Source organism: Nibribacter koreensis (assembly GCF_039541795.1).
In the GTDB taxonomy this organism is placed as follows: domain Bacteria; phylum Bacteroidota; class Bacteroidia; order Cytophagales; family Hymenobacteraceae; genus Nibribacter; species Nibribacter koreensis.
Genome location: NZ_BAABGX010000002.1, coordinates 1,851,099 through 1,875,056, shown reverse-complemented (window position 1 = coordinate 1,875,056; position 23,958 = coordinate 1,851,099). Strand labels below are relative to the sequence as shown.

The 23,958-nt window shown below is 49.6% G+C and carries 18 protein-coding genes; 9 read left to right on the top strand and 9 right to left on the bottom strand.

Annotation, left to right across the window (positions count from 1 at the left end; translation table 11 throughout):
* Window positions 1-6: 6 nt before the first annotated feature.
* From ABD880_RS15370 to ABD880_RS15350, 5 genes are all read right to left on the bottom strand, one after another.
* Window positions 7-1,368, bottom strand: a complete 1,362-nt coding sequence (locus ABD880_RS15370; protein ID WP_345167971.1) for a dipeptidase — start codon at window positions 1,366-1,368, stop codon at window positions 7-9.
* A gap of 89 nt (window positions 1,369-1,457) precedes the next feature.
* Window positions 1,458-2,099, bottom strand: coding sequence for a glycerol-3-phosphate 1-O-acyltransferase PlsY (gene plsY / locus ABD880_RS15365; protein WP_345167968.1), 642 nt, complete (start codon window positions 2,097-2,099; stop codon window positions 1,458-1,460).
* Between the two features lie 238 nt (window positions 2,100-2,337).
* Window positions 2,338-7,485: a hypothetical protein gene (locus ABD880_RS15360; RefSeq protein WP_345167965.1), complete on the bottom strand. Its 5,148-nt coding sequence runs from the start codon at window positions 7,483-7,485 to the stop codon at window positions 2,338-2,340.
* A 25-nt stretch (window positions 7,486-7,510) separates the two neighbouring features.
* Window positions 7,511-8,344 (bottom strand): 50S ribosomal protein L11 methyltransferase, encoded by an 834-nt coding sequence (gene prmA / locus ABD880_RS15355; protein ID WP_345167963.1) that lies wholly within the window; start codon window positions 8,342-8,344, stop codon window positions 7,511-7,513.
* Window positions 8,345-9,351: 1,007 nt separating this feature from the next.
* On the bottom strand, window positions 9,352-9,504 hold the full coding sequence (locus ABD880_RS15350; RefSeq protein WP_345167960.1) for a 30S ribosomal protein THX: 153 nt from the start codon (window positions 9,502-9,504) through the stop codon (window positions 9,352-9,354).
* Window positions 9,505-9,779: 275 nt separating this feature from the next.
* On the opposite strand from ABD880_RS15350, the gene uvrA reads away from it, so the two are divergent.
* Entirely contained in the window at window positions 9,780-12,602 is a 2,823-nt protein-coding gene (gene uvrA / locus ABD880_RS15345; RefSeq protein WP_345167957.1) for an excinuclease ABC subunit UvrA, read from the top strand.
* A gap of 234 nt (window positions 12,603-12,836) precedes the next feature.
* Window positions 12,837-13,601, top strand: a complete 765-nt coding sequence (gene tpiA, locus ABD880_RS15340; RefSeq protein WP_345167955.1) for a triose-phosphate isomerase — start codon at window positions 12,837-12,839, stop codon at window positions 13,599-13,601.
* A gap of 717 nt (window positions 13,602-14,318) precedes the next feature.
* Here tpiA and ABD880_RS15335 read toward each other — a convergent pair.
* On the bottom strand, window positions 14,319-15,581 hold the full coding sequence (locus ABD880_RS15335) for an MFS transporter (RefSeq protein ID WP_345167952.1): 1,263 nt from the start codon (window positions 15,579-15,581) through the stop codon (window positions 14,319-14,321).
* 182 nt (window positions 15,582-15,763) lie between these two features.
* Between ABD880_RS15335 and ABD880_RS15330 the strand changes: the two genes are divergently transcribed.
* Entirely contained in the window at window positions 15,764-16,198 is a 435-nt protein-coding gene (locus tag ABD880_RS15330) for a hypothetical protein (protein WP_345167949.1), read from the top strand.
* A gap of 129 nt (window positions 16,199-16,327) precedes the next feature.
* On the opposite strand, the gene ABD880_RS15325 is transcribed toward ABD880_RS15330, so the two are convergent.
* Window positions 16,328-17,983: a peptide MFS transporter gene (locus ABD880_RS15325; RefSeq protein ID WP_345167947.1), complete on the bottom strand. Its 1,656-nt coding sequence runs from the start codon at window positions 17,981-17,983 to the stop codon at window positions 16,328-16,330.
* 203 nt (window positions 17,984-18,186) lie between these two features.
* Here ABD880_RS15325 and ABD880_RS15320 point away from each other — a divergent pair, with 203 nt between their 5' ends.
* Complete coding sequence (locus ABD880_RS15320; RefSeq protein ID WP_345168078.1) at window positions 18,187-18,582, top strand: group III truncated hemoglobin; 396 nt, start codon at window positions 18,187-18,189, stop codon at window positions 18,580-18,582.
* A 676-nt stretch (window positions 18,583-19,258) separates the two neighbouring features.
* Here ABD880_RS15320 and ABD880_RS15315 read toward each other — a convergent pair.
* Window positions 19,259-19,663: a YidH family protein gene (locus tag ABD880_RS15315; protein ID WP_345167944.1), complete on the bottom strand. Its 405-nt coding sequence runs from the start codon at window positions 19,661-19,663 to the stop codon at window positions 19,259-19,261.
* A 182-nt stretch (window positions 19,664-19,845) separates the two neighbouring features.
* Here ABD880_RS15315 and ABD880_RS15310 point away from each other — a divergent pair, with 182 nt between their 5' ends.
* The 3 genes from ABD880_RS15310 (at window position 19,846) to ABD880_RS15300 (ending at window position 21,574) form a co-directional block, all read left to right on the top strand.
* Window positions 19,846-20,484, top strand: coding sequence for a hypothetical protein (locus tag ABD880_RS15310; RefSeq protein WP_345167942.1), 639 nt, complete (start codon window positions 19,846-19,848; stop codon window positions 20,482-20,484).
* Between the two features lie 285 nt (window positions 20,485-20,769).
* A complete protein-coding gene (locus tag ABD880_RS15305) occupies window positions 20,770-21,369 on the top strand; it encodes an RNA polymerase sigma factor (protein WP_345167939.1) in 600 nt (199 codons plus the stop codon).
* Complete coding sequence (locus ABD880_RS15300) at window positions 21,344-21,574, top strand: hypothetical protein (protein WP_345167936.1); 231 nt, start codon at window positions 21,344-21,346, stop codon at window positions 21,572-21,574. The genes ABD880_RS15305 and ABD880_RS15300 overlap by 26 nt, the downstream gene beginning before the upstream one ends.
* A gap of 59 nt (window positions 21,575-21,633) precedes the next feature.
* On the opposite strand, the gene ABD880_RS15295 is transcribed toward ABD880_RS15300, so the two are convergent.
* On the bottom strand, window positions 21,634-22,209 hold the full coding sequence (locus ABD880_RS15295) for a hypothetical protein (protein ID WP_345167933.1): 576 nt from the start codon (window positions 22,207-22,209) through the stop codon (window positions 21,634-21,636).
* Between the two features lie 136 nt (window positions 22,210-22,345).
* Between ABD880_RS15295 and nth the strand changes: the two genes are divergently transcribed.
* Together nth and ABD880_RS15285 are read left to right on the top strand one after the other, a co-directional pair.
* Window positions 22,346-23,023 (top strand): endonuclease III, encoded by a 678-nt coding sequence (gene nth / locus ABD880_RS15290; protein ID WP_345167931.1) that lies wholly within the window; start codon window positions 22,346-22,348, stop codon window positions 23,021-23,023.
* Window positions 23,024-23,371: 348 nt separating this feature from the next.
* Window positions 23,372-23,938, top strand: coding sequence for an RNA polymerase sigma factor (locus ABD880_RS15285; RefSeq protein WP_345167928.1), 567 nt, complete (start codon window positions 23,372-23,374; stop codon window positions 23,936-23,938).
* Window positions 23,939-23,958 lie beyond the last annotated feature (20 nt).

Sequence of the window (23,958 nt, the reverse complement as noted above, 5' to 3'; positions counted from 1 at the left end):
TTGCGTCTATTTTTGTAGTTCCGCAAAGTGCTTGTAAAACACGGGAATGGTCTCAATACCTTTCATGAAATTGAAAATACCGTAGTGTTCATTAGGGGAGTGAATAGCATCTGAGTCCAACCCGAAGCCCATCAATACAGTATCCACGCCCAGCACAGACTTGAACATAGCCACAATAGGAATGCTTCCGCCGCTGCGTACAGGCACCGGTTTCTTCCCGAAGGTTTCTTCCATGGCCTTTGCGGCCGCTTGGTAGCCGGCACTGGTAGTAGGCGTCACTACTGGCTCACCGCCGTGGTGAGGTTTTACCACCACTTTCACGCTAGGCGGTGCAATGGACTCAAAATGTTTCTGGAACAGTTCAGTGATTTCATCTGCGGTTTGGTGCGGCACCAAGCGCATAGAGATTTTGGCATAGGCCTTGGAAGGAATCACGGTTTTAGCGCCTTCGCCGGTGTAGCCGCCCCAGATGCCGTTCACGTCTAGCGTAGGTCTAATAGAGTTGCGTTCCATAGTGCTGTAACCGGCTTCGCCGTGCACGTCAGAAAGATCTAGTGCTTTTTTGTAGTTGTCTAAGCTGAAGGGTGCTCGGGCCATTTCGGCGCGTTCTTCTTGGCTCAACTCTTCTACGTTGTCATAGAAGCCTGGAATGGTAATGTGGTTGTTCTCATCATGCAGAGACGCAATCATCTTGCACAGCACGTTGATGGGATTGGCCACGGCACCGCCATACAGACCTGAATGCAGGTCGCGGTTAGGGCCGGTCACCTCTACCTCATGATAGCTCAAGCCGCGTAAGCCGGTGGTTACAGAAGGCACGTCATTGGCCAGCATACCGGTATCAGAAATCACAATCACATCAGACTTGAGCAATTCAGTGTTGGCTTTCACGAAGGTGGCCAGGTTCACTGAGCCTACTTCTTCTTCGCCTTCAATCATGAACTTGACGTTGCACGGCATCTGGTTGTGGTGCATCATGGTCTCAAAGGCCTTCACGTGCATGTAGGTCTGGCCTTTGTCATCACAGGCGCCGCGGGCGTAAATCTTCTCGTCTTTGATGACCGGCTCAAACGGTGGCGAGTCCCAAAGCTCATACGGGTCGGCGGGCTGCACGTCATAGTGGCCATACACCAGCACCGTGGGCAGGCTGGGATCAATGATTTTCTCAGCGTAGACAATGGGGTTGCCTGCGGTCTCAAACAATTGGGCGTTGTCGGCGCCGGCTTCCTGCAGTTTCTGCTTTAAAAACTCAGCGGCTTTGAGCACATCGCCTTTAAAGGCCGGGTCTGCGCTCACAGACGGAATGCGCAACAAGTCAAGCAACTCATTAATGAACCGGTCTTTATTCTCCTGGATATAGTCTTTCATAGTAGGTAGTTAACAAAGGTTTAAATTAAAAAGAAAAGCCATTCTCTCCTAAAGAATGGCTTTTGGTCTTATCTATATATGGACATGCATCAGGATTTCTTCCCGCTAAAACTAATCTTACTCTCTACCCCTTGTAGCAGTCGGGTAATGTTCTTGCGGTGGGTAAAGATGACCAAAAGGGCAATCAACACGCCAAAGATCATTAACAGCGGCTCTTCTGGTTTAAACTGGGGTAACAGTAACAGCAAGGGGAACGCGATGGCCGCCAGCATAGAACCCAAAGACACATATTTAAAGGCAATGAGCACGATGATGAAAATACCCAGGCAGATGAGCGCCACGTCTGTCTGCACAGCCAGCACCATGCCCATAAGCGTGGCTACGCCTTTGCCGCCCTTAAAGCCCACATATACCGGAAACACGTGCCCAATCACGGCCAGCGTGCCTAAGAGTATTTTATAGAGCACCACTTGTTCTGGTGATATGGCCCCAAAAATAAGCAGGAAACCCGCCAGCGAGGTGGCCGTCCAGCCTTTGAAAATATCTACCAGCATCACCACCGCGCCCGGCTTTTTGCCCAGTACCCTAAAGGTGTTGGTAGCGCCTGCGTTGCCGCTGCCATGTTCGCGCACGTCTATGCCATAGTACGCCTGCCCTACCCAAACGGCGGTAGGCAAAGCCCCAATGAGATACGCGGCCAAAAACATCCCTCCTATAATCAGTCCTTCCATGCTTCTTCTTGTCAACACAGACCCAACGGTCTCTATCTTCTACGTGTGTGGTTCTATAATTCTCCAAATATAGAGAAAGCACATTGTACTACCCAAGCCCTTGCATGGCTTAGACCCGAAATACAGCATCCCGTTTTTAGGCTATTTCTGAGAAATCAGGCCAAAAACGGGATGCTGTATAGTACTACCTGAGCGGCAGAAAGTTGTACAAGGTAAAAACGGGGACTCAGTTTCCCGCCTAGTTGATGTCTGGTGGCGGAGTGCCTTCGTCCTTCTTCTTTTTCTTCTTGTCTTTCTTAGTATCCTCAGTTACAGGGTCTGCCAACGGAATGTCTGGAGCAGGTTCTGCCTCAGCGTCCTTCTTCTTTTTCTCCTTCTTAGATTTAGCTGGAGTTTCTTCCTGGGTTTTAGCAGGCTCAAATCCTGAGGGAACCGCATCTGTGGTCTCATCAGACTTGCCTTTCTTCTTCTTAGACTTTTTAGTCTCTTCTTCTGGCGCGGTGTCAAAGGTATTGTACACCGGCTGCGCTGGCGCGGCCTTTAATGGCTCTTTGCCCAGGTAGTTCTTTCTGAAGTAGTTCACAAACTCCATCTTCTCAATCTGCTCTACCGGATAAAAGTTGTAAGACCCAGCGCCTGGCCCGCCGCCCTTGGCTTTGTCTGAGATGATGCCATTAAAGCCTTCATCTGAGGAGGCCAATCCCAATGCGCCTTCATAGAAGTTCAGGAAGTACCACGCATATGGCGTAGGCTCCAGGAAGATGGCCACCGCGTCACCAGAGGCTCCGCGCTTAATTTCTATGTAGCCATTAATCTTAGCGTTGATGTCTTTCTTGCCCACGCCCGCCAAACTCAACGGACCCACGCTATACCAGGCATTGGTCTTAGGCGACCATTTAAACTGCACTTGGTTCAAGACCAGGCTATGCAACAACTTAGGCGAAATCTTTGAGAAAGGTACGTATCCAGCAGCGGTCTGCTTCTTAAACTCCTCTACGCCCTTGTCTCCTAAGAATGCAGCTAACTTATAAGGCAGCGTGGCATCATTGAGGTCAATGGCTTCTGGTGCACCGTCTACATTCTTAGCCAAGGTATTGCCCATGCTCTCAAGGGCCTGCGCCGGAATGTCATAGTCAAAGGCCAGGAAGGTGTTTAAGTTATAAGAGCTACTATCCGTGCGGGCATTTCCTGTTCCTGCGGCCTTCAACGCAAACCCTTTGGTGGGCTCAATCAACTTGAAGGTACCGTCATAGGTTAGCTTTTTGGTAGCGTCATTGTATTGCAGCATGTTACCGGTATACGACTTGCCGTAGGCTCTACCTTCATCGCCTAGTTTAAAGCTCTTGGTCTCTTTGTCAAAGGACAGGAAGCCTTCTACTTCAAACACGTCCAAATCGGTTTGATCCTGTTTCTGAGACACAAAGGTGTTGTAGATTTTACCCGTACCGTTGTTGATGTGGAAACCCGTTTTAAGCGGAGTACCGTCTGCCAAGGCTGGCTTGGAAATCTCCAGGCGCACGTCTTCTGGGTTCAGGCCTTCACGCTTGTAGGGAAACCAGTCAGATTTCTCCATGCCGGTAAAGCTGAGCTTAGCGTGGCCGTCAAAGTCCATGTGCTTCTTATTGGAATGGAGCTTGACGTCTCCATAGTACCGCACTTTAGGTAGAATGTACAAGGTGTCCTTCTCATTCACCGTGGCAGATGCCAGGAAGAATGGTTTGGCGCCCTCTTCTTTCTTGCGGTCCTTCTTGTCACCACTGGTCTCGTTCCAGGCAAAGTTGTTGAACTTGATGTTGTACTTGTCTGTGGCGGCGTTAGCGAACTGATAGATGGCATTACCCGTCAAGGCTTGGTTGTTGTCAATATGGATTTCGCCACGCACCAGTTGGTGGTGTTTCTGCAAGGAGTCCATGGCCAAGCCTGCGTTCTTAAAGGTTTTGAGCTTGGCGTTTTCCAGGATGTTCACCCGGTTACTGTCCGGAATCACGTAGCTGTCACCTACCGGAATGTACGGCACGCCCGTAGCCAACAAGGTAGATTTGCTTAGATCATATACGGCGCCGGTGGCCTTAAATCTTAGCGAGTCTACACCCGGCTTCATGGAATAGAAGTAAGAGGTGTTGTCATCCTGCCCTGAGGTCAGCGTCAGTTTCTTTTCTTTGAAATCCCAACGTCCGCCACCCAGTGAGGACTTGTACTGCGCAAACGGGAACACGGTACTGGCAAAGCCTTTGCGTTCTGGCGCGTATTTGGCGTAGCCTTCGTCTAAATAAAAGTCCAGGAAGATGTCATAGGTAGAAAGGGCCGGGCGTTTGGCATCTGCCGAGCTGATTTCCATGGACGCTCTATTACCATGAATCAAGCCTTTCTTGAACACAAACAACGGCGACTTGATGGCCACGTCCTTGCTTTCTGCTACGCCATCGCCAAACAAGGCAGACGGCGTAAAGCCCAGCATGCCTTTGTAAGTGAAGCGGTCATTAAACAACTTCATGACGTCCTTGCCCTTGGTTCTTACCTCTAAGGTGTCTTTGTAAGGCCACCATTGCATGGTAAACGCATTAAAGCTGCCACTTGGGTAAGATCCCTGGGCCACAGACCCGGCCACAAAGCTTCCTTTTACGCCTTTGTCTGTATGGGCAGAATCTACAAAGAAGGTAAAGTTAGTCGAGTACATGGTAGCCGTCTGGTAAGACAAGGTACCGCGTCCGCGCAGGCCTTTGCCATCCATGGTCAAGGTGTCTGTGAACTTGCCTTTGTTGCCGTAGGCGTTAAAACCACCCTTCGGGATGATGTACCTAAAGCCCAAGGTACCATCTGGCTGCACACTCAGTTTGGTAGGAAAATCTGGGAAAATCCCGCCCGAGGTGAACGTACCGTTAAAACTGATGGCGCTGGCCTTGGAACTGGTCATGCTGTCAATCTTGAACGGAGGCACCGTAAAGTACACGGTGGTGTCATACACGCCACCCAAAATCTCAGGCTTGTTAAAGTATACCGTAGCCCCAGAAACGGCATCCAGTGACGGGTACCCAGGCACCTTTTTTCTCCCAGATTTATTGTCTGGACGGTTCAAGTACAACTTGGCCGTTCCTTTGTCACCACGGCTAACCATGGCAAAGTTAGACTGCTTGGGCTTGCCGTCTTTGTCGGTGGCTTTGGTAGTGACAATGGTAGAGTCAATCTTGGCCATGTTGATAAAGAAGCCATCATAGTCAAAAAAGAACTCCTTGCCCTTAAAGCTGAAGTTGGGAGACACTACCTTGCCATTGAACGCAATGTTGCGGTTCTTCTGGATGCGCACTATCTGGCTGTCTGGAATGGCATAGACCGTAGAGTCGCCGTTGAACGGAAACTTCTTAACGCCGCGCAAGATCAAATCACCGGTGGTTAAATCTAGAGAGGCATTTTTGCCCGCCGGAGACAAAGCTTGTAATTGCAAATAGTCAAAGTCCTTCTTGTTGCGGGAGGCTTCTACGTAGTGGAACGCCTTGTCCAGCACCTGCACGTTACCAGAGGCCACGTCATAGTCCACAAAATTGCCCTGCATCAAGGTATTAAGCGTGGCATGGGCGGTGGCCGGCTTCATCTTAAACTCCTCAATCATCTCAGAGATATGGAACCCCTTGGCTCCCTTCTTTTGAGCAAAACCCGCCACCAAATACAGCGGATGAAAGTTAGAGATGTTCTGGATCTGCTGAAAAACGGTTTCTGTAAAGTATTCTTTAGACGCTATTTGGGCTGGCACCTGGTTTTTGGCCGTCACAATCCCGAAGTCTATCTGCGGCTTCTGCAAATCCCAGACCGCCATCTCAGAGGTAAGCTCTATCTGGTGGTAAGAGTTAGAATACGGCGTGGTTTTGTACAGACCGTCTGGGTTCATGAGCAACAGGCGCTTAGAGTTCTTGTTGTACTTGAACTGAACCCCCGGGTGAGCAATAGAGTCTTTGCCCTGGTACATGGCAATGCCCGCCTCAGGCGCAGAGATTAAACTGTCTGTGATGGTATAGTTGCGGGCCCAGGACCTGAATTTCTTCTCGCGGCCCTGAGACACCCAGATGGTAGAAGGACTTTCATCTAGAGAGGCACTCATGAGTTTATTGCCCAGCAGGGACATACCACCCACGTATTGCACATCTGCGCCAAACCGCTTGATCTTGGCGTCATTGGTATGCGAGATAAACCTTGGATAGGCTTTCTGTCCGTTGGCCGGCGTGCGCACCAGTTTGTATTCTAAGTTACCCTGGATGTTGTTGTCCAATACCGCCGGGAAGTTCAAGGTCACATCCTCTGCCTTAAAGCCGGCTTTGGCTACCTCAATGGCTATTCCTTTGAACGTGGCCGTAGCGTCACCGCCCAGACTGTTCCACGTGAACGTACCGCCGTTGCCCACAAACATGCCGCCGCCCAAAGACACCGCGCCTGAGGTTTTCTTGATAGTCACAGAGTCAAACGGCGCCGTCAGTAAAAGATCCACGTCTTTTAAAACCACCACCGGCCCTTTGATTTCTGGTAGCGGTGCAGCAGTGTAGGCAAAACGCATAGGCTCTGGCTGCGTCACCTCCTTAAGGGGCTCAGGCTCTTCTTTCTTGGTGGTGGTAGTAGTCTTAGGCTTGCTGGCTGTCTTCTTGGCCGGAGCCTTTTTCTTAGGCTTGTCCCAGCTGGCCCAAGGGTCATCCTCGGCGGGTTTGGCCGCTTTAGGCGGATCCCAACTGGCCCAAGGGTCATCTTCTACTTTCTTAACCGGTGCTGGCTTCTTGGCTGCGGGGGTGGGGGTTTTAGGTTTGGCCGCCGCCACGGGTGCTGGCGTGGCTGGCTTGGCCACAGGTTTCTCTGCTACAGGTTCTTCTCCCCAACCGGCATCTGACCCTGCGTCTGCGGTACCTTCGCGGTACTCAAAACTGAAGCTCCCGTTTAATACTCTTAGACCGTTGGTAGGGCCTTTGTACAGCGTTTTGGTACCTAAGAAGGCGTACGCAGTGTTCAGGTATTTCTCATACACTTTAAAGTCTTGCTTTTGCAGGGTCTGCTCGGTCACGGTCAGGAACTGGTCCATGTTGGCACCGCTGTACTGGTGCACGTTCACGGCACTGCCCACCGCCCCCCAGAAACTTTCAAAGTGCGGGCGCGACTTCATCTTCTTCTTGAGCATCTGCTGAGACAGCTCCATGACCTTGGTTTTCTGGCCGGCGCTCAGCTTACCGCTGTTCCAGGCAGTCTCCAAACCCGTGGCCACCTCCAGGGCGGCAGCGTTCTTGGTACCAGCCATCACGGCGCGCGCGTCTATCAAAAACTGTTGCGGGTCTTCTACAGACAGCTTATAACTCTGCCCATATCCCACAAACCCAACCAGAAACAGAAATAAAAAGAGAATAAAGTGCTTCATAAGAAGAGGGGAAAATATTCAAATATTAATTGTTCTTCCGGAAAATGGCGGAAACCCAATTGTTCTTAGTGCGCGAGGTCTCAAACGTGAGGTTGCACTCATGTGCCTTTTCTTGCAACATAGGCAAATCCTCTGTGTAGAAGCCACTTAACACCAACGGTCCTTGCGCTTTTAATAGTTCACTGTAGACAGGCATGTCCTCCAGCAAGACGTTGCGGTTGATGTTGGCCAGGATGATGTCAAAGGGAGCCTCACCTGCCAGAACAGAGGCATCTCCTAGGCGCACGTCCAGGGTTTTACAGGCATTGCGCTCGGCGTTCTCTTTGGCATTTTCTACGGTCCAGTCCTCAATGTCCACAGCCAGCACTTCGCGGGCGCCTAGCTGCTCGGCCATGATGGCCAGGATGCCGGTGCCGCAACCCATGTCCAATACGCGCGTTCCTACGTGATTGATGGTCAATTGGTTCTCAATCATGAGCGTGGTAGTTTCATGGTGGCCCGTCCCGAAAGACATCTTAGGCGTGATCACAATGTCATACTTTACGCCTTCTGGCTTGGGATGAAAATCTGCCCGAACAGATACTTGGTTGCTGATGAGCAAGGCTTCAAAGTTCTTTTCCCACTCCTCGTTCCAGTTCTGCTTGGCAATGCGCTTTACCTCATAAGGAAAGCTGCCGGCAAAGCTGTAGCGCTCCACCACTTCCTGCAGGGCTTCTTCAGAGAATTGGTCCTCTGGGGCGTAGGCCTGAAAACCGGTCTCTGTTTCCTGAAAGGTGTCATATCCCAGCTCGCCTAGTTCTGCGATGAGGATGTCTGTGTAGTCTGGGGAGCTGGTAAACGTTACTTCAATATAATCCATGAATTGTGCTGTGAAAATTGACCTGTAAGGGCCAGATTATTAGAATAAACGAAGATACGGCTTATCCTCGTCTGTTTTTGGCTTATTTTCTGGAAAATAGGGTAAAACCGGGTTTTGAGATTTGTAGATTGATGATTGTTGATTGACTTTCTTGAATGGTATCGTACCCAGCTCCGCCCGCCGTCATTGGTGATATTCCCAATGACCACAACTGCGTCTCCGCCCATAAGATTGTGTAATTTCGCCGTTGTTGGTGTTATCACCAACGACTGCAACAGCCTTCCCAGCCGCTGTTTACCTCCTGCAAGAGCTTTTGTGCACGCATTTGGCTACCCCTGAGAAAGACTGCTTCTTCCGGTGCCCTTATGCCGCCTTGTTTCATCCTCACCGCTAAGCGCTCGCGGCCGCGGGGCCCCGTCTTCCCGCCTCGCGCTGTACCAACTTGCCTCCTCTGCGTGGCACCTTTGATAGTTGGCGGATGGTTTCTGCTTTGTCGTGACCGCTGTCTGGTTCAGAGGAGGCAACCTGCTTAGGCGACTCGACGGAAAGACTGGATCAGGTGCCAGTAGCAAAGGCCTTTGCCAAAAGCAGATTTCCCTTTTGAGTGTTGCACTAGCGAGGTTCTACACCAATGCCGTCCCAAGTGGTAGATTCTCCCCTTGAGGGGGGCGGATGGGGGTGTTTACATTAGTAGATGTATCAACCAGCAATTGACAATTAACAACCAACAATAGAAGCGTTTTTAGCCTATTTCCCAGAAAATAGCCCAAAAACGATGTACCGCAGTTCCTTCTCCCTTAGGGAGAAGGTTAGGATGAGGGGGGTGGCATTGTAGATGTAGAGACAAGGGCATTGCCTTGTCTCCCACGCATTTCCTTCTTCAGCAACTTCAACAACCATCTTCCCCAATCCTGAAAAATCAAATCCAATCCCATTCATTCTGCTCCTAAAAGAAAGAGCCCGCCCCTTTTGCAGGGGGCGGGCTCTTTCTTGCTTAAAACAGGTGCTTACTCAGCGGCGGCAACTGGGGCTTTAGGCTCTTTCTTGCCGCCTAGCTTGGCTTCTTTGGTCAATTCGTTCTTCGCTTTCTTAGGACGGCTGTTGCCAAATGAGCCATTGCTGATCTTTCCTTTTTTGCTTTTGATATCTCCTCTTCCCATGATGGTAGTGTTTATTTATAAGTGAAACATGATGTGACAAGTACTCTCTTATGAGAAACTGGTCTAGAAAGTTACAAAGTACACAGAATTAGCGCAAGTTTCTGATTTCGTTTTTGGCTTGGTTTCTAGAAAACAGACCAAAAACGCAGGCTAGCGCGACTCTTCTAAATGCCAATGCGTATGTCTACCTTTGCGGTTTAGTCTCAGGCTGTTTAATTGCCGGTAAACAGAATTATTCTGCCGCGGTTCATGTTCTAGAGAGGCTATAAATTCTTATGACAGAAGATCTCATCCAAGACTCAGAAATAGACGCATTAGATGCCCGCGAGAACATCATCATCAAGCGGGCCCGCGTTCATAATTTAAAGAACCTGAGCGTGGCCCTGCCGCGCAACCAGTTCATTGTGGTGACCGGCCTTTCGGGCTCCGGTAAATCCTCCCTGGCGTTTGACACCCTCTACGCCGAAGGCCAGCGCATGTACGTGGAGAGCCTTAGCTCCTATGCCCGCCAGTTCCTGGGCCGCATGGACAAGCCTGACGTGGATTACATCCGGGGCATCAGTCCGGCCATTGCCATTGAACAGAAGGTGAGTATCAGGAACAACCGTTCCACCGTGGGCACCAGCACCGAGATTTACGATTACCTCAAGCTCCTGTACGCCCGCATTGGCAAGACCATTTCGCCGGTATCTGGCAATGAAGTGAAGAAAGATACCGTGTCTAGCGTGGTGGACAATCTTATGACTCTGCCCAATGATACGCGCATCATGATTCTGGCGCCTCTTCAGCAGACTAAAGACCGGAAGCTCAGCAAAGAACTGGACCTGCTCCTGCAGAAAGGCTATTCTAGGGTGTTGCTGAACGGCGAGGCCTTCTTTATTGAAGAACTCATTGGGGATGACAAGCCAGAGCCCAAGGGTGATGTATTTGTGCTCATTGACCGCACCGTCATCAAGCAGGACGAGGAAGACGAAAGCCTACAGATGCGTTTGGCGGACTCGGTGCAGACCGCGTTCTATGAAGGCCACGACGAATGTCACGTCCGCATTGGCGACGAGACGCGCGTCTTCTCCAACCGCTTTGAGCTGGACGGAATGGTGTTTGAAGAGCCCAACGTCAACTTCTTCTCCTTCAACAACCCCTACGGCGCCTGCCAGACCTGCGAAGGCTGGGGAAGCGTCCTCGGCATTGACCCAGACTTGGTCATCCCAGACAAAAGCCTCACGGTCTTTGAAGGAGCCATCGCGCCCTGGCGCACCGAAAAGCAGAACGAGTGGTTGCAGCCTTTAGTCAAAAACGGCATCCGGTTTGATTTCCCTATCCACCGTCCTTACAACGAGCTCACCGAGGAACAACAGGAACTCCTCTGGAAAGGCAACAAGTACTTTGGCGGCCTAACAGAATTCTTCAAGCACATTTCAGGGCAGACGCATAAGATTCAATACCGCGTGCTGTTGTCCCGTTACCGCGGCCGTACCGTGTGCCCAGATTGCAAAGGCTCACGTCTGCGCAAAGACGCCGGTTATGTGAAGGTAGACGGCAAAAGCATCACAGACTTGGTGTTGATGCCCGTGACCAAAACGCTGGAGTTCTTTGAAGGCTTACAATTAAGCGAGCACGACCAAGCCATCGCCGATAGACTGGTCACTGAAGTAACCAACCGCTTAAGCTATTTGACGCGCGTAGGTTTGGGTTATCTGACTTTGAATAGACTATCTAATACTTTATCTGGTGGCGAGAGCCAGCGCATCAACCTGGCTACCTCTTTGGGAAGCGCCTTGGTGGGTTCCATGTACATTCTGGATGAGCCCAGCATTGGCCTGCACCCCAAGGACGCCGACCAACTCATTGGCGTGTTGCGCTCCCTGCAAGAAATGGGCAACACTGTGATTGTGGTAGAGCACGAAGAAGGCATGATGGAAGTAGCCGACCAGGTTTTGGACATTGGCCCGGAGGCCGGTTCTGGCGGCGGAAATCTCATATTCCAGGGTACGTTCCAGGAACTGCTCAAGAGCGATACCTACACCGGTCGTTACCTGAGCGGCCGCATGGAAGTGCCGGTTCCGGCGCAACGCCGTCCTTGGCGCAACAGCGTGGAGGTGCACGGTGCTCGGGAGAACAACCTCAAGAACGTGAGCGCGAAGTTCCCGCTGAATGTGATGACAGTAGTGACGGGCGTGAGCGGCTCGGGTAAGTCTACTTTAATAAAGAAGATTCTGGCGCCGGCGCTAATCAAATCTTTGGGCGGGCACGCAGATGCCACGGGTAAGTTTGACAAGCTTTCCGGTGATATGAACCGCGTAGCCCACGTAGAGTTTGTGGACCAGAACCCCATCGGGAAGTCGTCGCGTTCCAACCCGGTGACCTACGTGAAGGCCTATGATGCCATCAGGACCATGTACGCTGACCAGCCTTTGGCCAAAGCGCGCGGGTTCAAGCCTTCGCACTTCTCCTTTAACATTGAGGGCGGTCGGTGCGAAGTCTGCCAAGGCGAAGGCCAGGTGAAGATTGAGATGCAGTTCATGGCCGATATCTACCTGACCTGTGAGGCCTGCGAAGGGCAGAAATTCAAGCAAGACATTCTGGACATCACCTACCGCGAGCGTAACATCTCGCAGGTACTGGACATGACCATTGATGACAGCTTGATTTTCTTTGAAGACCAGCCTAAGATTCTGGAGAAACTGAAGCCCCTGCAAGACGTGGGCTTGGGCTATATCCGGTTGGGTCAGTCCAGCAATACTTTATCAGGAGGTGAAGCCCAGCGCGTGAAGCTGGCGTCTTTCCTGACCAAAGGCGCCACGCCACATAACGGCAACATCCTGTTCATCTTTGATGAGCCCAGCACCGGTCTTCACTTCCATGACATCAGCAAGCTCTTAACCGCCCTGAACGCGTTGGTAGAAAACGGCAACACCGTCCTCATCATTGAGCACAACATGGACATCATCAAATGCGCGGATTGGATTATTGACCTGGGCCCCGAAGGTGGTACCAACGGCGGTCACTTGCTCTTTGAAGGTACGCCGGAGGATTTGGCCAAACTGTCTGAGGAAAACCACACGGCCAAATATTTGAAGCCGAAGTTGATTTCTTAATTCGTTTTCGGGCTGTTTTCCAGAAAGTAGGCTAAAAATAAAACCAACATTATTCAAAAGCCTCTTGTACTATAAGCGTGCAAGAGGCTTTTCATTTGTATTAAGGCCAGCAGTTTTATACAAATCACTAACTTAGCACTTGAAGAGAGCAGGCCGTTTTTGGCCTGATTTCCAGAAAAGAACCTAAAAACGCCTTTGTGCAAGAAGGGCGTTTCCATTTACACATAAGAAACTATGAGAAAGAACATTGTTGCCGGCAACTGGAAGATGAACAAGACTTACCAAGACGCCTTGGCGCTGGTAAGCGAGATTGAGAACATGGTAAAGGATGAAGTCACTGCAGACAACGTAGAAGTGATCATCACGCCTCCGTTCCCGTTTTTACAGTCCATTGGCAAGTTGATTCAAGGCAACGACCGCATTCATTTGGCCGCGCAGGATGTGAGCGCGCATGAGAGCGGTGCCTATACCGGCGAAGTTTCTGCTTCTATGCTCCAGTCTGTGGGTGTAGAATATGTATTGGTAGGTCACTCTGAGCGCCGTCAGTACCACCATGAAGATGCAGATTTGCTATTGAAGAAAATGAAAGCCGCCTTGGGCCAAGGCATCAAGCCTATTTTCTGCTGCGGCGAGCCATTAGAAGTACGCGAGTCTGAAAAGCATTTTGAGTACGTAGGCCAGCAATTACGCGACACCGTTGCGCACTTGAGCAACGAAGAGTTTGATCAGATTGTAGTTGCCTATGAGCCTATCTGGGCGATTGGCACTGGACGCACGGCTAGCAGCCAGCAAGCGCAGGACATGCACGCCTATATCAGAGAAGAACTGTCTAGACTGTTTGATTCTGAAGCTGCCTTCAACAAAACCATCTTGTACGGCGGCAGTGCCAACCCAGGGAACGCCAAAGAACTGTTCGCGCAACCAGACGTGGACGGCGGCTTGATTGGCGGCGCTTCCTTGAAATCAAGAGACTTCACAGACATCATCAAATCCTTCTAGATGAGTCGCGAGTTCTGAGTCTCGAGTCAACTAGTAATAAAACAGCCGCTTTTCTTTTGGAGAAGCGGCTGTTTTCGTTTTCGGGCTGTTTTCTGGAAAATAGGCTAAAACGCCAGAAGGCACTCGTAGGAGCTCCACACACTACGAGGTCTGGAAAATTCCTGAGTAGCGAGTCAATCTTTTATCCCGCCCAAAGGGCGATGAAGGCATTGCAACTTCTCCAACCGCAGTCCGCCGGCCCTTGACCGAGGGAAAAGAGACTGGTCAATTTAAGTCTCTTTTCACGAGGGAGAAATCAATGACGCTTAAAGTGGCAGCGGCGTAAGCTCACTATGAAACAAATCTCGCCAGCCAGGTGCAGAATCCGAAGAAAAGACTGTCCGAGCGTTCAGCGAGTTTCTTTTCTTCTTGATTCTTTTGGTTACTTTTCTCATCAAGGAGAAAAGTGACAAACCCGGGCAGAAAGTAAGAATGAAGGAAGATGGGAAGACAAGTTTGGGAGGTAGAGGCGGATAGTTCTTACACCAGATTGCAAAGGGAAAGACGACTCAGACGGCATTATTGGTCGTTGGTGATAACACCAACAACGGCGGGCTGTATTGTCAAGGTGTTATAACAACCAGCAATTAACAATTAGAAAACCATTTTCACCTAATTCCCAGAAAATAAGCCAAAAACGGTCTGTCATAAAAGACCTTTACCTCCCCATAACTGCTATCAGAAACTAAGCTTCCTCAACTGATCCGCTTTCCAAGCGGTGAAGCTTACAATGAGAATAGTCATGGTCCCGCCGAACACTACAGACGGCACCACGCCCATCAGCTTAGCGGCCAGACCAGATTCAAAAGAGCCAATCTCATTGCTTGAGCCCACAAAGATGTTGTTCACGGATGAGACGCGTCCTTTCATGTACTCAGGCGTGAACGTATGAATAAGCGTAGACCGGATGATCATAGAGACGCTGTCTAACAAACCACTTAATAGCAAGAGAACAAAAGACAGCCAGAACCAGCTAGACAAGCCAAACCCAATGATGCATGCCCCAAACCCAGCCACACACCAAAGCATTTTCTTGCCCGCTCCTTTGGTGATGGGATGATGGGCCAGATACAAGGCCATCCCCACCGAGCCAATGGCCGGCGCCGAGCGCAAGGCACCCAACCCCTGCGGCCCGATTTCCAGAATGTCTGAGGCAAACACTGGCAACAGAATCACGGCTCCGCCAAACAGCACTGCAAACATATCCAGCGCCAGTGCACTTAAAATGATCTGGTTGCCAAACACGAACTTGAGCCCCGTCTGCAGACTCTCCTTGATGTTAAGCTTGGGGCCTTGGCTTTCAGGCAAAGGCCTGCCGGCAATGAGACCATAAAAGACCAGAGCCAATAGTACCAGCGCCGCGTCTACAGAAAAAGCCATGGTCACCCCGCCAAACGCATAGAGCAAGCCGCCCAATGCCGGACCCGCCACTGAAGCCGCCTGCCAGGTAGTACTACTCCAGGAAATGGCATTAGAGTACAAATTCTTATCCTTGACCAACTGGGGCATAAAAGAGAACACCGCCGGCCCCATGAAACCCCGGGCAATGCCACTCAGGAAAATAATGCTGTAAATGGGCATGGTGCCCCATATCCGCAGAAATTCGCCGATGCCCATGGTGTACACTAGCAAGGCCAGCGAGCAGAAAAGCAACACGCTCAATACGGTAATGATGATGCGCTTGCGGGGCATAATATCGGCTACGTGCCCGGCATACAAAGCCACGGTGATGGAAGGAACGGCCTCGGCTAGGCCAATCAAGCCCAGGGAGAAAGGGTCTTTGGTGATGTCATAGATCTGCCAGCCTACCACCACAGCCTGTATTTGCATGGCCAGCGTGATGCAGAAACGGGCAGAGACAAAAAGCCTGAACTCGGGTAGGCGCAACACCGCGTAGGGGTCATGGCGTTCAGGCCCGGGAGAAAAAGAAGGTGTAGACACAGTCAAAAGTATTAGAAAGCAAAGCTACTGGTTTTTAAGGCGATTGGCCTATACTGCCCATACACTGAACTATTATTTAATATAGATGTTGGCTATATACCACTGCTCAATATTTTTTAAATAGGTAAAAGAAGAGGTTGTGGGTTTTGTTAGTAGATTTGTTTCCGTTTTACCAAAAGCTTATGTCTCCAGCATTTTTAGACGCTATTGCCTTAGCCCATCGACCAGACATGGACGTGCTGTTTCTGCGCTGGCCCCAGCCTGTGTATGCGTTAAAACCGCGCGAAGTCTATACCCAGGTGCTGGACCTGGCCCAGGAGACCAATGCCCGCTATTGGCTGTTTGACATCAGGAGCAGGGGCCCTTTGTCAGAGAAAGACATGAAATGGGTGAAACAGGTCTTCTACCCCACCCTGCACAACCAAATAGACCGCCTGATTTACGTGGCGTACCTGCTTACCCCTGGCCACGCCGAAGATGAAGTGACCATGGCGCATGCAGACGAACTCCGCCAGAAAGAATGGTACGGCCAGGCTGTAGAGTTTGAAGGCTTCACCTCTGAGGTGGATGCCCTGCAATGGCTGAAAAGATGCCAGCTGGTAGAAGTAGTCAAATAACTTCCTACCAGATTTTCCATAAAAAAGAAGAGGCGCTCTATTGGTTAGAGCGCCTCTTCTTTTTTATAAGTGTTTAAGAATCCGTTTTGGGCTGTTTTCATCAAAACAACCCAAAAACGGATTTCTTGGTTAAGCTTTGTTGCCAGACGGGTTTTCCATGATTTCTCTCAGCCACTTGAGCATGAGCACCAACACCGCCGCGGCGGCTACAGTCACGGCAAAGTTCACCCAGAAGAAATACTGCTTGTCATCATAGGTGTCCCAGAGGCTGGCCAGAATCCCAGACAGTTTGTTACCAATAGACGTGGCCATAAACCAACCGCCCATCAACAAGGCCGTCAGACGCGGCGGGCTCACTTTAGAAACCAGAGACAAGCCCATAGGACTCAGGCAGAGTTCGCCAATGGTCACTACAAAATAGGTTCCTACCAGCCACATGCTGGACACCTTGTCCTGACCGTTGTCACCAGCCCAAACGGCACCCACCATCACCAGCGTAGACAAACCAGTAATAAAAAGACCCCAAGCCATCTTGGCGGGCGTGCTCGGCTCCTTTCCTTTTCTTCGCATAAAACCCCAGAAAGACACCACTATGGGCGTCAATATCACCACAAAGAACGGATTGATGGACTGGAAAAGCTCAGTAGAAATCAATGACAAAGAACGCTCTTCCGTAGGCCACTCTTCTCTAGGCAGGTTGTTCACGTAAGGGTCCAGTCCTTCTTTTGTGACTACTTTCCCATCTGCGTCAGTGCGGGTCCTGAAGGCGTTGTCAAAGTCTGGAACTGTTTTGGTAGAAGCGTCAATGCTTTGCACCATGCCCAAAGAAGCGGCTGGCTTCTCTAATGGCGCCGGCATGCTTCTATCGGTGTAATGCTCGGCCCAGATGGTGAGCGCCGTACCGTTCTGCTTAAAGACGGCCCAGAACACAATCACCACCGCAAAGATGGACAGCAAAGCCGCAATAGGACGCTTGTCTTCCTTAGAGGCTCTTGCCCAAAGGCTCACATAAAACAATACAATAGGAATAGACCCGAAGATGAACGCATCCGTTGAGTCTGACCCAAACACACTGCCCGGAATTAATACCCAGCTCAAGATACCCACAATGGCCGCCGGGAAGATAACCGTACCCACAATCTTGAGCAGGGACATGTCATGCGGTTGCGCTGGCTTTCTAATGTCTGCGTGCTGGTGCGTTTTGTTGCCCACCCAGAAGATGATCAAGCCAATGAACATACCAATACCAGCCGCCACAAAGGCCCAGCCCCAGCCATAGGTATTGCGTAGGTAAGCCGCCACAAAGTTGCAGATGAACGCCCCCACGTTAATGCCCATGTAGAAGATGTTGTAACCCGCATCCTTCTGCGGAAGGTATTTTTCCTCGGTGTACAAATTCCCCAGCAAGGTGGAGATATTGGCCTTGAAGAAACCGTTTCCAATGATGATAAAGGCAAGGGACAGGTAGAAGAAAGAATCGCCGGGAATGCCCAGCCCGCAGTAGCCCAAGCCCATGAGCAAGCCGCCCAGGGTGATGGACAAGCGGTAGCCCAGCAATCTGTCTGCCAGCAACCCGCCAATGAAAGGCGTTAAGAATACTAGTGCAATGAAGGTTCCATAGATGTCTGAGGCCTGGTCTTTGGGTAGTCCCATACCGCCGCTCTGGGCGTCTGTCATGTACAGGAAGAAGATACCAATCATGAGGTAATAGCCGAAGCGTTCCCACATTTCTGCCAGGAAAAGGTAGTAAAGCCCCTTAGGGTGTTTGCCGGTTGCTTGAGACATTGTTTGTTGTTTGCAGTGGAATAAGCTTTGAAAATAGGTATTTCTACTGAACCGGCCAATAGTTTAACCTTCCCTGCCCCGTTTTTGACCTGTTTTCCAGAAAAGAAGCCAAAAACGACCAAGAGTGATGAATGTCATTGGACGGCGGGGCACCAATCTGTAACCTTGCATTGTTTTACAGGCAGAACAGACATTTGAAGACCATGACCGCGCCCAGCAAACCAGACATCACCTCAGAAGAAGACATCAAACTTTTGGTGGACACCTTCTATGACCACGTCAACCAGGATGACTTGCTAGGACCGGTGTTCAATGACTTCGCGCAGGTAGACTGGGACCACCACTTGCCTACCATGTACAAATTCTGGAGCACGGTCTTGTTCGGGTCTATGGCGTACAAGGGTCAGCCGTTTCCTAAGCACATGGGTCTGCCCGTGGAGCGTAAGCATTTTACCCGCTGGATTCACTTGTTCACCCAAACCATAGACGAGCTGTTCTCTGGTGACATGGCCGACCAGGCCAAGCAGAAAGCCGCCAGCATTGCCAACATCTTCCAGATGAAGATGGGTCTCTGGGCCACGCCGCTGGTCAAGCCTTGATTTGATTTGATTTGATTGCTGGTTGTTGATTGTTAATTGCTAATGGAACACCACGCAACGACTACCCTATTAAGAATACACTGAGCTAGTGTTATTAACTGTTTACTGCTCACCATTATCAGCTTAATTTTCATGGAGGCGCCTGATGTAGCGTAATGCTTAAGTCAGGCGTTTCTGTTTACAAGGCTTTGGGACTTTTTAATTCATAGAGATAGGAAAGTCGATGCTTTTCCAGAGTTCTTTAGTTTTCGGCCTGTTTTTCAGAAATCAGCCTAAAAACGGAAGTGCCTCGTCGTAGGTCTCAGTAAGAAACAATCCCGGTTGCGAGGGCGTCTCTCTTATACATTATCTATGCGTGCGGACAAAAGCGGACGCTTGCGCCATGGAAGGATTTGAGACTGTGTTGGATTGGCGTTTTTGGGTTAATTTTCAGAATACAGGCCAAAAACGGCACCTGCATCAAAATGGCATAAAGCAAAAAGCGGAGGCCTGTTGGGGCCTCCGCTTTCTGTGAATATATCTGTTTGGTCATTTGGGAAGAAAGTGCCTGAAGCTACTTTTCACGGGGCAATCAAAAAAAAGAGAAATGGGCGGCTTGTCTTTTCAACATCACAATCTCCACAACACCGCACCATTTCCTACTATCTGGAATACGTTTACGAGAGCAATATGTCTTCTAAATTCTTTGGTTTCTTTCTTCGGCCTTGGCTTGGGCTTTCTCTGCCTTTAAAAGGGCCAGCATCTGCTTGGCCGGAACGTACGCGGCGCGCTTGCGTTTAATCATGGCGCGCTTCTTCACAAACTTGAGGTAGCCTTTGTAGCCAATGTACACCCCCGCCGGAATGAGGATGCAGGCCAGCCACATGGAGATGTCTGACTTGAAGAACTGGTGCAGGGAAAACCCCGCCACAATGAGCGATAGCGCGGTGCGCATGTAGGCTAAGAAGGTGCGCTCATTGGCGAAAGAGGTCCGCTCAATGGCCAGAGTATCCTTGATCTCCCCATTGGCTTTCTCTTGTAGTTTGAGGTCCCTCTTCACCTCGTCTTTTAAGTCAGGGCTCATGTAAACGTTGTATTCCATAGTATTCAATATATACGCCCTATTTAGCGCTTAGATTCGATGCAATATATAAACTTTTTAATATTTTTTTTAACTTTATCCTATAAATAGGAGATTAATTAAAATATCTTGTGAATTGTCCAAACTTTTTAACCAAAATGCAGGAAAAATATGCCTGTACCTACAGCTTAATTTCATCTTACATGAAAACACTTTTCACGCTTTCTCTGCTAGCTGTCCTGGCTTTTTCTGGGTTCTCTAATGGCGCCATGGCCCAAACAACCACCTCTGGCACAGACAGTTTGGTAACGCGCTCTACGCTCAAAGACAACACCATCTTCTGGAACCAGAACAGGCTGGTGCGCCATAACCAAGGCAATCTGGAGCCCATAGACGCTACCGTCCAATATCCTAACGGCACGTCCATCTCGCCAGAAGGGAAAGTACGCCTGTCTAACGGCCGCACGTCTACCTTGTCATTGAAACAGGCTATAAACCCGCAGGGCAAGATTGTGCTGGTGGCAGATGACTTGTTTACCTACAGTACCATACAGGAGCAGGAGCGCCAGGTGGCCGGTGACACAGAAACCAAGATTGTGGTCATCAACGGCCAGATCTCCTCCATTAAAGAGTCTGGCAAAGTCACTACCACCTCCGTTGGTCTGCAACGCCAGGTAGAGCTTACCCAGCAACTGGTAGACTTGTTGGAGCAGCGCACCAAACTGCTGGAGGCCAGACTAGCCGCCTCTGAGAAGGAGAAGACCGCCGCCCAGATAAAAGGCATGAACGCCCGCATTGCCACCGTAGAGAGAGACCTGCAAAGACTGGGCACCCAGAAATAAAATCCTAACCCCTGTCTTGCAATAACTTACACCGCCCACCTCCTCTTATCTAAAGAGATTTTGGCGGAAAGTTTTAAACCTTCAGGAAGAATTACCATCTTACTTCTGTTTTCCGGCTATTTTTGAGGAATTAGCCGGAAAACAGATTTTTTTTTGAAAAAAGAAAAGGACCCGTTGCTTTATCATAGCAGACTGTTTATATTTGATATATAAGTTATTCCCATCAATTCACGCTAACCTCACAATATGGCTTAAACCTCTACGTTACCTTACATGTAGATTTAGATGAATACAGTACAGCTCAACGATTCGGCGTTAGTAACGTCGTATATCGGTGGTAACGAGAGTGCGTTTGAGGAATTGGTGAACCGTCATAAAAGCAAGGTTTTCACCACCATTCTACTTATTGTAAAAGACACCTACACGGCAGAAGACCTCTTGCAGGAAACGTTTGTGAAGGCCATCAACACCATGAAGAGTGGTCGTTACAATGAGGAAGGCAAATTTTCATCCTGGATCTGCCGTATCGCCCATAACATGGCCATTGACTATTTCCGGAAGGAGAAGCGAAGCCCTATGATCACCTTGGAAGACGGCAGCAACGTGTTTAACACCTTGAGCTTCTCTGAGGAGTCTGTAGAGACGGTTCGCATCAAAGAGGAAACCCATGCCCGCCTAAGAGAGCTTATCCAGCTCTTGCCGCCGGCCCAGAAAGAGGTGCTCATCATGCGCCACTACGCTGACATGAGTTTCCAGGAGATTGCAGAGGCTACCGGAGTTAGCATTAACACGGCATTGGGCAGAATGAGATACGCTTTAATCAACTTGCGTAAAAAAATGTCCCTTGATAAAACAGCCTATGATCAAAACCTTTACTCAAAATGATCTAGTACAGTATCTTTACAACGAATTGCCCCCGCGGCAGCGCCTTTTACTGGAGGACGCCTTCATGGCAGACCAGGACTTGGCCGAAGACTGTGCAGATTTGCTTCTGGCCCACGCACGCCTACAAGAAGCCTACGCCCAGCCAAGTGACCGGGTCACCAACGCCATCCTGCAGTACTCCAAAAACCTGAGTTTGCATCCCTAATTGTACACCATTTTAACAGCGAGGCCCTGTCTAGCAAAATAGACAGGGCCTCGCTGTTTTTAGTCTTTTCTGGTGATGGTCTTTCCGTTGGAGAATTGGAGCTGGATAAGCCCATACTCCCGGTTCCAGAGAACGATAGCCGAGTCTTGTATCACATTAGGGACTTTTAAGCTATATGCTTTTAAGGAGTATACGCGGTTATAAGGTCGGCCCATTATCTCTAGGGGTACTACAGAGGGAGTCAACTTATTTGGGCTAGCATACACTTCAAATTCATTTATCTGTATCCTTAAGTCGTAGGCTGAATGGCCTTCTCCTATATAACTTTCCAAATTAACAGAAAGATCGATAGGGCTTGGGCCATCAGAACCGTATGAAACCTGGTAGACTTCCTGAAACTCATTAGAACTCCCAAAGAAACCTATCCATTCAAAAAAGTACCTGTCATATAAGCTCTGGCTCATTTGATGGATTGCCTTGGTAGAGTCTATTAACTTGAAGGTTTCTTTCTCTTCATAGCTCACAAAGTCTAATTCCTTTTCTGAAAAACTATAATACTTCTCCTTGGGCTCACATGCCGTACAACAGCTTCCTGCAAGAAGAAAGAACCACAGATAGCAATATTTAAATCTCATATAATCAACCTCCTGTCATAAATGTAGGCGTTTCTTCACGTCATCACAACAGTTAAAAGAAGCTTAACTAGCCACGTAACTAAGGGTATATCACCACTCATTTACGTAAATTTGTGCACAAGATATTTCTCTAGCCATGCGCAAGCCAGAACGGTACCGTCACCTTATCTCTTATTTCACAGAGCATTTTCCAGAGCCTGAGACCGAGCTGGCTTACCGTACGCCCTATGAGCTGCTCATTGCCGTGGTGTTGAGTGCCCAGTGCACAGACAAGCGCGTGAACCTAGTGACGCCCGCCCTCTTTGAGGCCTACCCGTCTGCCGAAGTGTTGGCCACTGCCAGCTCAGAGGACATTTTTCCGTTCATCAAAAGCATCTCCTACCCCAACAACAAGGCCAAGCACCTGGCAGGATTGGGCAAAATGCTGGTAGAACGCTTTAACAGCGAGGTGCCCAGCACCATAGAAGAGCTGCAGCAACTGCCGGGCGTAGGCAGAAAAACGGCCAATGTCATCTCATCCGTGATCTTTAACATGCCGGCCATGGCCGTAGACACCCACGTGTTTAGGGTTTCTAAACGCATGGGCTTGGTAAGTGCTACTGCCAAAACACCTTTAGAGGTAGAAAGAGAACTGCTCCAGTACATACCTGAGGACTTGGTGCCCAAGGCCCACCATTGGTTGATTCTGCACGGCCGCTACATCTGTCTGGCTAGAACGCCGCAGTGTGAGCGCTGTCCGCTTACGCACTTTTGCGCCTACTACCAGAAGAACTGGCCCAACAAACCAGATGATCCACAGAATAAGCTAGGGTAACTGCATGGCGTTTTTGGCTTGTTTTGCGCAAAAGAGGCAAAAATCAAAACTCCCGGCAAACCACATAGTAGCAAGAAAGCTTTACATATAGGTGGTGAAGGCCAAACAACTAAAGCCCAGCGGTTCATAGTATTTACCCATTTTTGAACATCTTTAAAAAATCAGTATTAATACCCGTCAAATCGCTTTTTATACGTAGCAAGCACCAATTTTATATTTTGTAAACTAGCAGTCACAAAACAAGACCTCCTTTTCTTTTTCTAATTACCTGCCTTTCTCCCCCAAAAAGCATGATTAGACGCTAGAAATGCAGGTAAGGCATGCTATACCATATTTAATATAAAGGCAGTGATAAGAGGGGAAGAGAAGATTCTGAGCAGGCTTAGGTCTGGTGACGAAACCTGTTTGCGGGACCTGTACCAACAGCACCGTGATGATTTTGTGCACTGGGCGTGCCGGCAGTACCAGTTAGAGCAGGATGAGGCCAAGGATATTTTCCAGGTGACCATGCTTGCCTTTTATGAAAATGCCGCCTCTGGCAAACTCACCCACCTTTCTTGTGAGCTAAAGACCTACCTTTTTGCCATCGCAAAAAACCACATCCATAATTTTTTAAGAAATAAAGCGTCTGCCGCTAACTTTGTTGATGTTTCTGACATTAAGGAATATGACAACACGCTAGAAGAAGCAGAGACCCAGGACCACCAGAAAACGCTGGTGCACCAGGCCATTGCCCTTTTACCGCCAGACAGCAGAAAAGTACTGGAGCTCTATTACTTCCATGACTATGACATGGCTTCTATTGCCCGTGAGATGGGGTATAAGAATGACAACGTGGCCAAAGTGAAAAAACTGCAATGCCTGCGCAAGTTGTCCGTTATCTTAAAAGAGAAAGTAGAACTTTTAAACATCTAGGCGTTGTGTGTTAAGCGCCT

Coding starts and splice junctions, on each gene's coding strand:
- ABD880_RS15370 (WP_345167971.1), bottom strand. CDS start 1,368: ATGAAAGACTATATCCAGGAGAATAAAGACCGGTTCATTAATGAGTTG.
- plsY (WP_345167968.1), bottom strand. CDS start 2,099: ATGGAAGGACTGATTATAGGAGGGATGTTTTTGGCCGCGTATCTCATT.
- ABD880_RS15360 (WP_345167965.1), bottom strand. CDS start 7,485: ATGAAGCACTTTATTCTCTTTTTATTTCTGTTTCTGGTTGGGTTTGTG.
- prmA (WP_345167963.1), bottom strand. CDS start 8,344: ATGGATTATATTGAAGTAACGTTTACCAGCTCCCCAGACTACACAGAC.
- ABD880_RS15350 (WP_345167960.1), bottom strand. CDS start 9,504: ATGGGAAGAGGAGATATCAAAAGCAAAAAAGGAAAGATCAGCAATGGC.
- uvrA (WP_345167957.1), top strand. CDS start 9,780: ATGACAGAAGATCTCATCCAAGACTCAGAAATAGACGCATTAGATGCC.
- tpiA (WP_345167955.1), top strand. CDS start 12,837: ATGAGAAAGAACATTGTTGCCGGCAACTGGAAGATGAACAAGACTTAC.
- ABD880_RS15330 (WP_345167949.1), top strand. CDS start 15,764: ATGTCTCCAGCATTTTTAGACGCTATTGCCTTAGCCCATCGACCAGAC.
- ABD880_RS15325 (WP_345167947.1), bottom strand. CDS start 17,983: ATGTCTCAAGCAACCGGCAAACACCCTAAGGGGCTTTACTACCTTTTC.
- ABD880_RS15320 (WP_345168078.1), top strand. CDS start 18,187: ATGACCGCGCCCAGCAAACCAGACATCACCTCAGAAGAAGACATCAAA.
- ABD880_RS15315 (WP_345167944.1), bottom strand. CDS start 19,663: ATGGAATACAACGTTTACATGAGCCCTGACTTAAAAGACGAGGTGAAG.
- ABD880_RS15310 (WP_345167942.1), top strand. CDS start 19,846: ATGAAAACACTTTTCACGCTTTCTCTGCTAGCTGTCCTGGCTTTTTCT.
- ABD880_RS15305 (WP_345167939.1), top strand. CDS start 20,770: ATGAATACAGTACAGCTCAACGATTCGGCGTTAGTAACGTCGTATATC.
- ABD880_RS15300 (WP_345167936.1), top strand. CDS start 21,344: ATGATCAAAACCTTTACTCAAAATGATCTAGTACAGTATCTTTACAAC.
- ABD880_RS15295 (WP_345167933.1), bottom strand. CDS start 22,209: ATGAGATTTAAATATTGCTATCTGTGGTTCTTTCTTCTTGCAGGAAGC.
- nth (WP_345167931.1), top strand. CDS start 22,346: ATGCGCAAGCCAGAACGGTACCGTCACCTTATCTCTTATTTCACAGAG.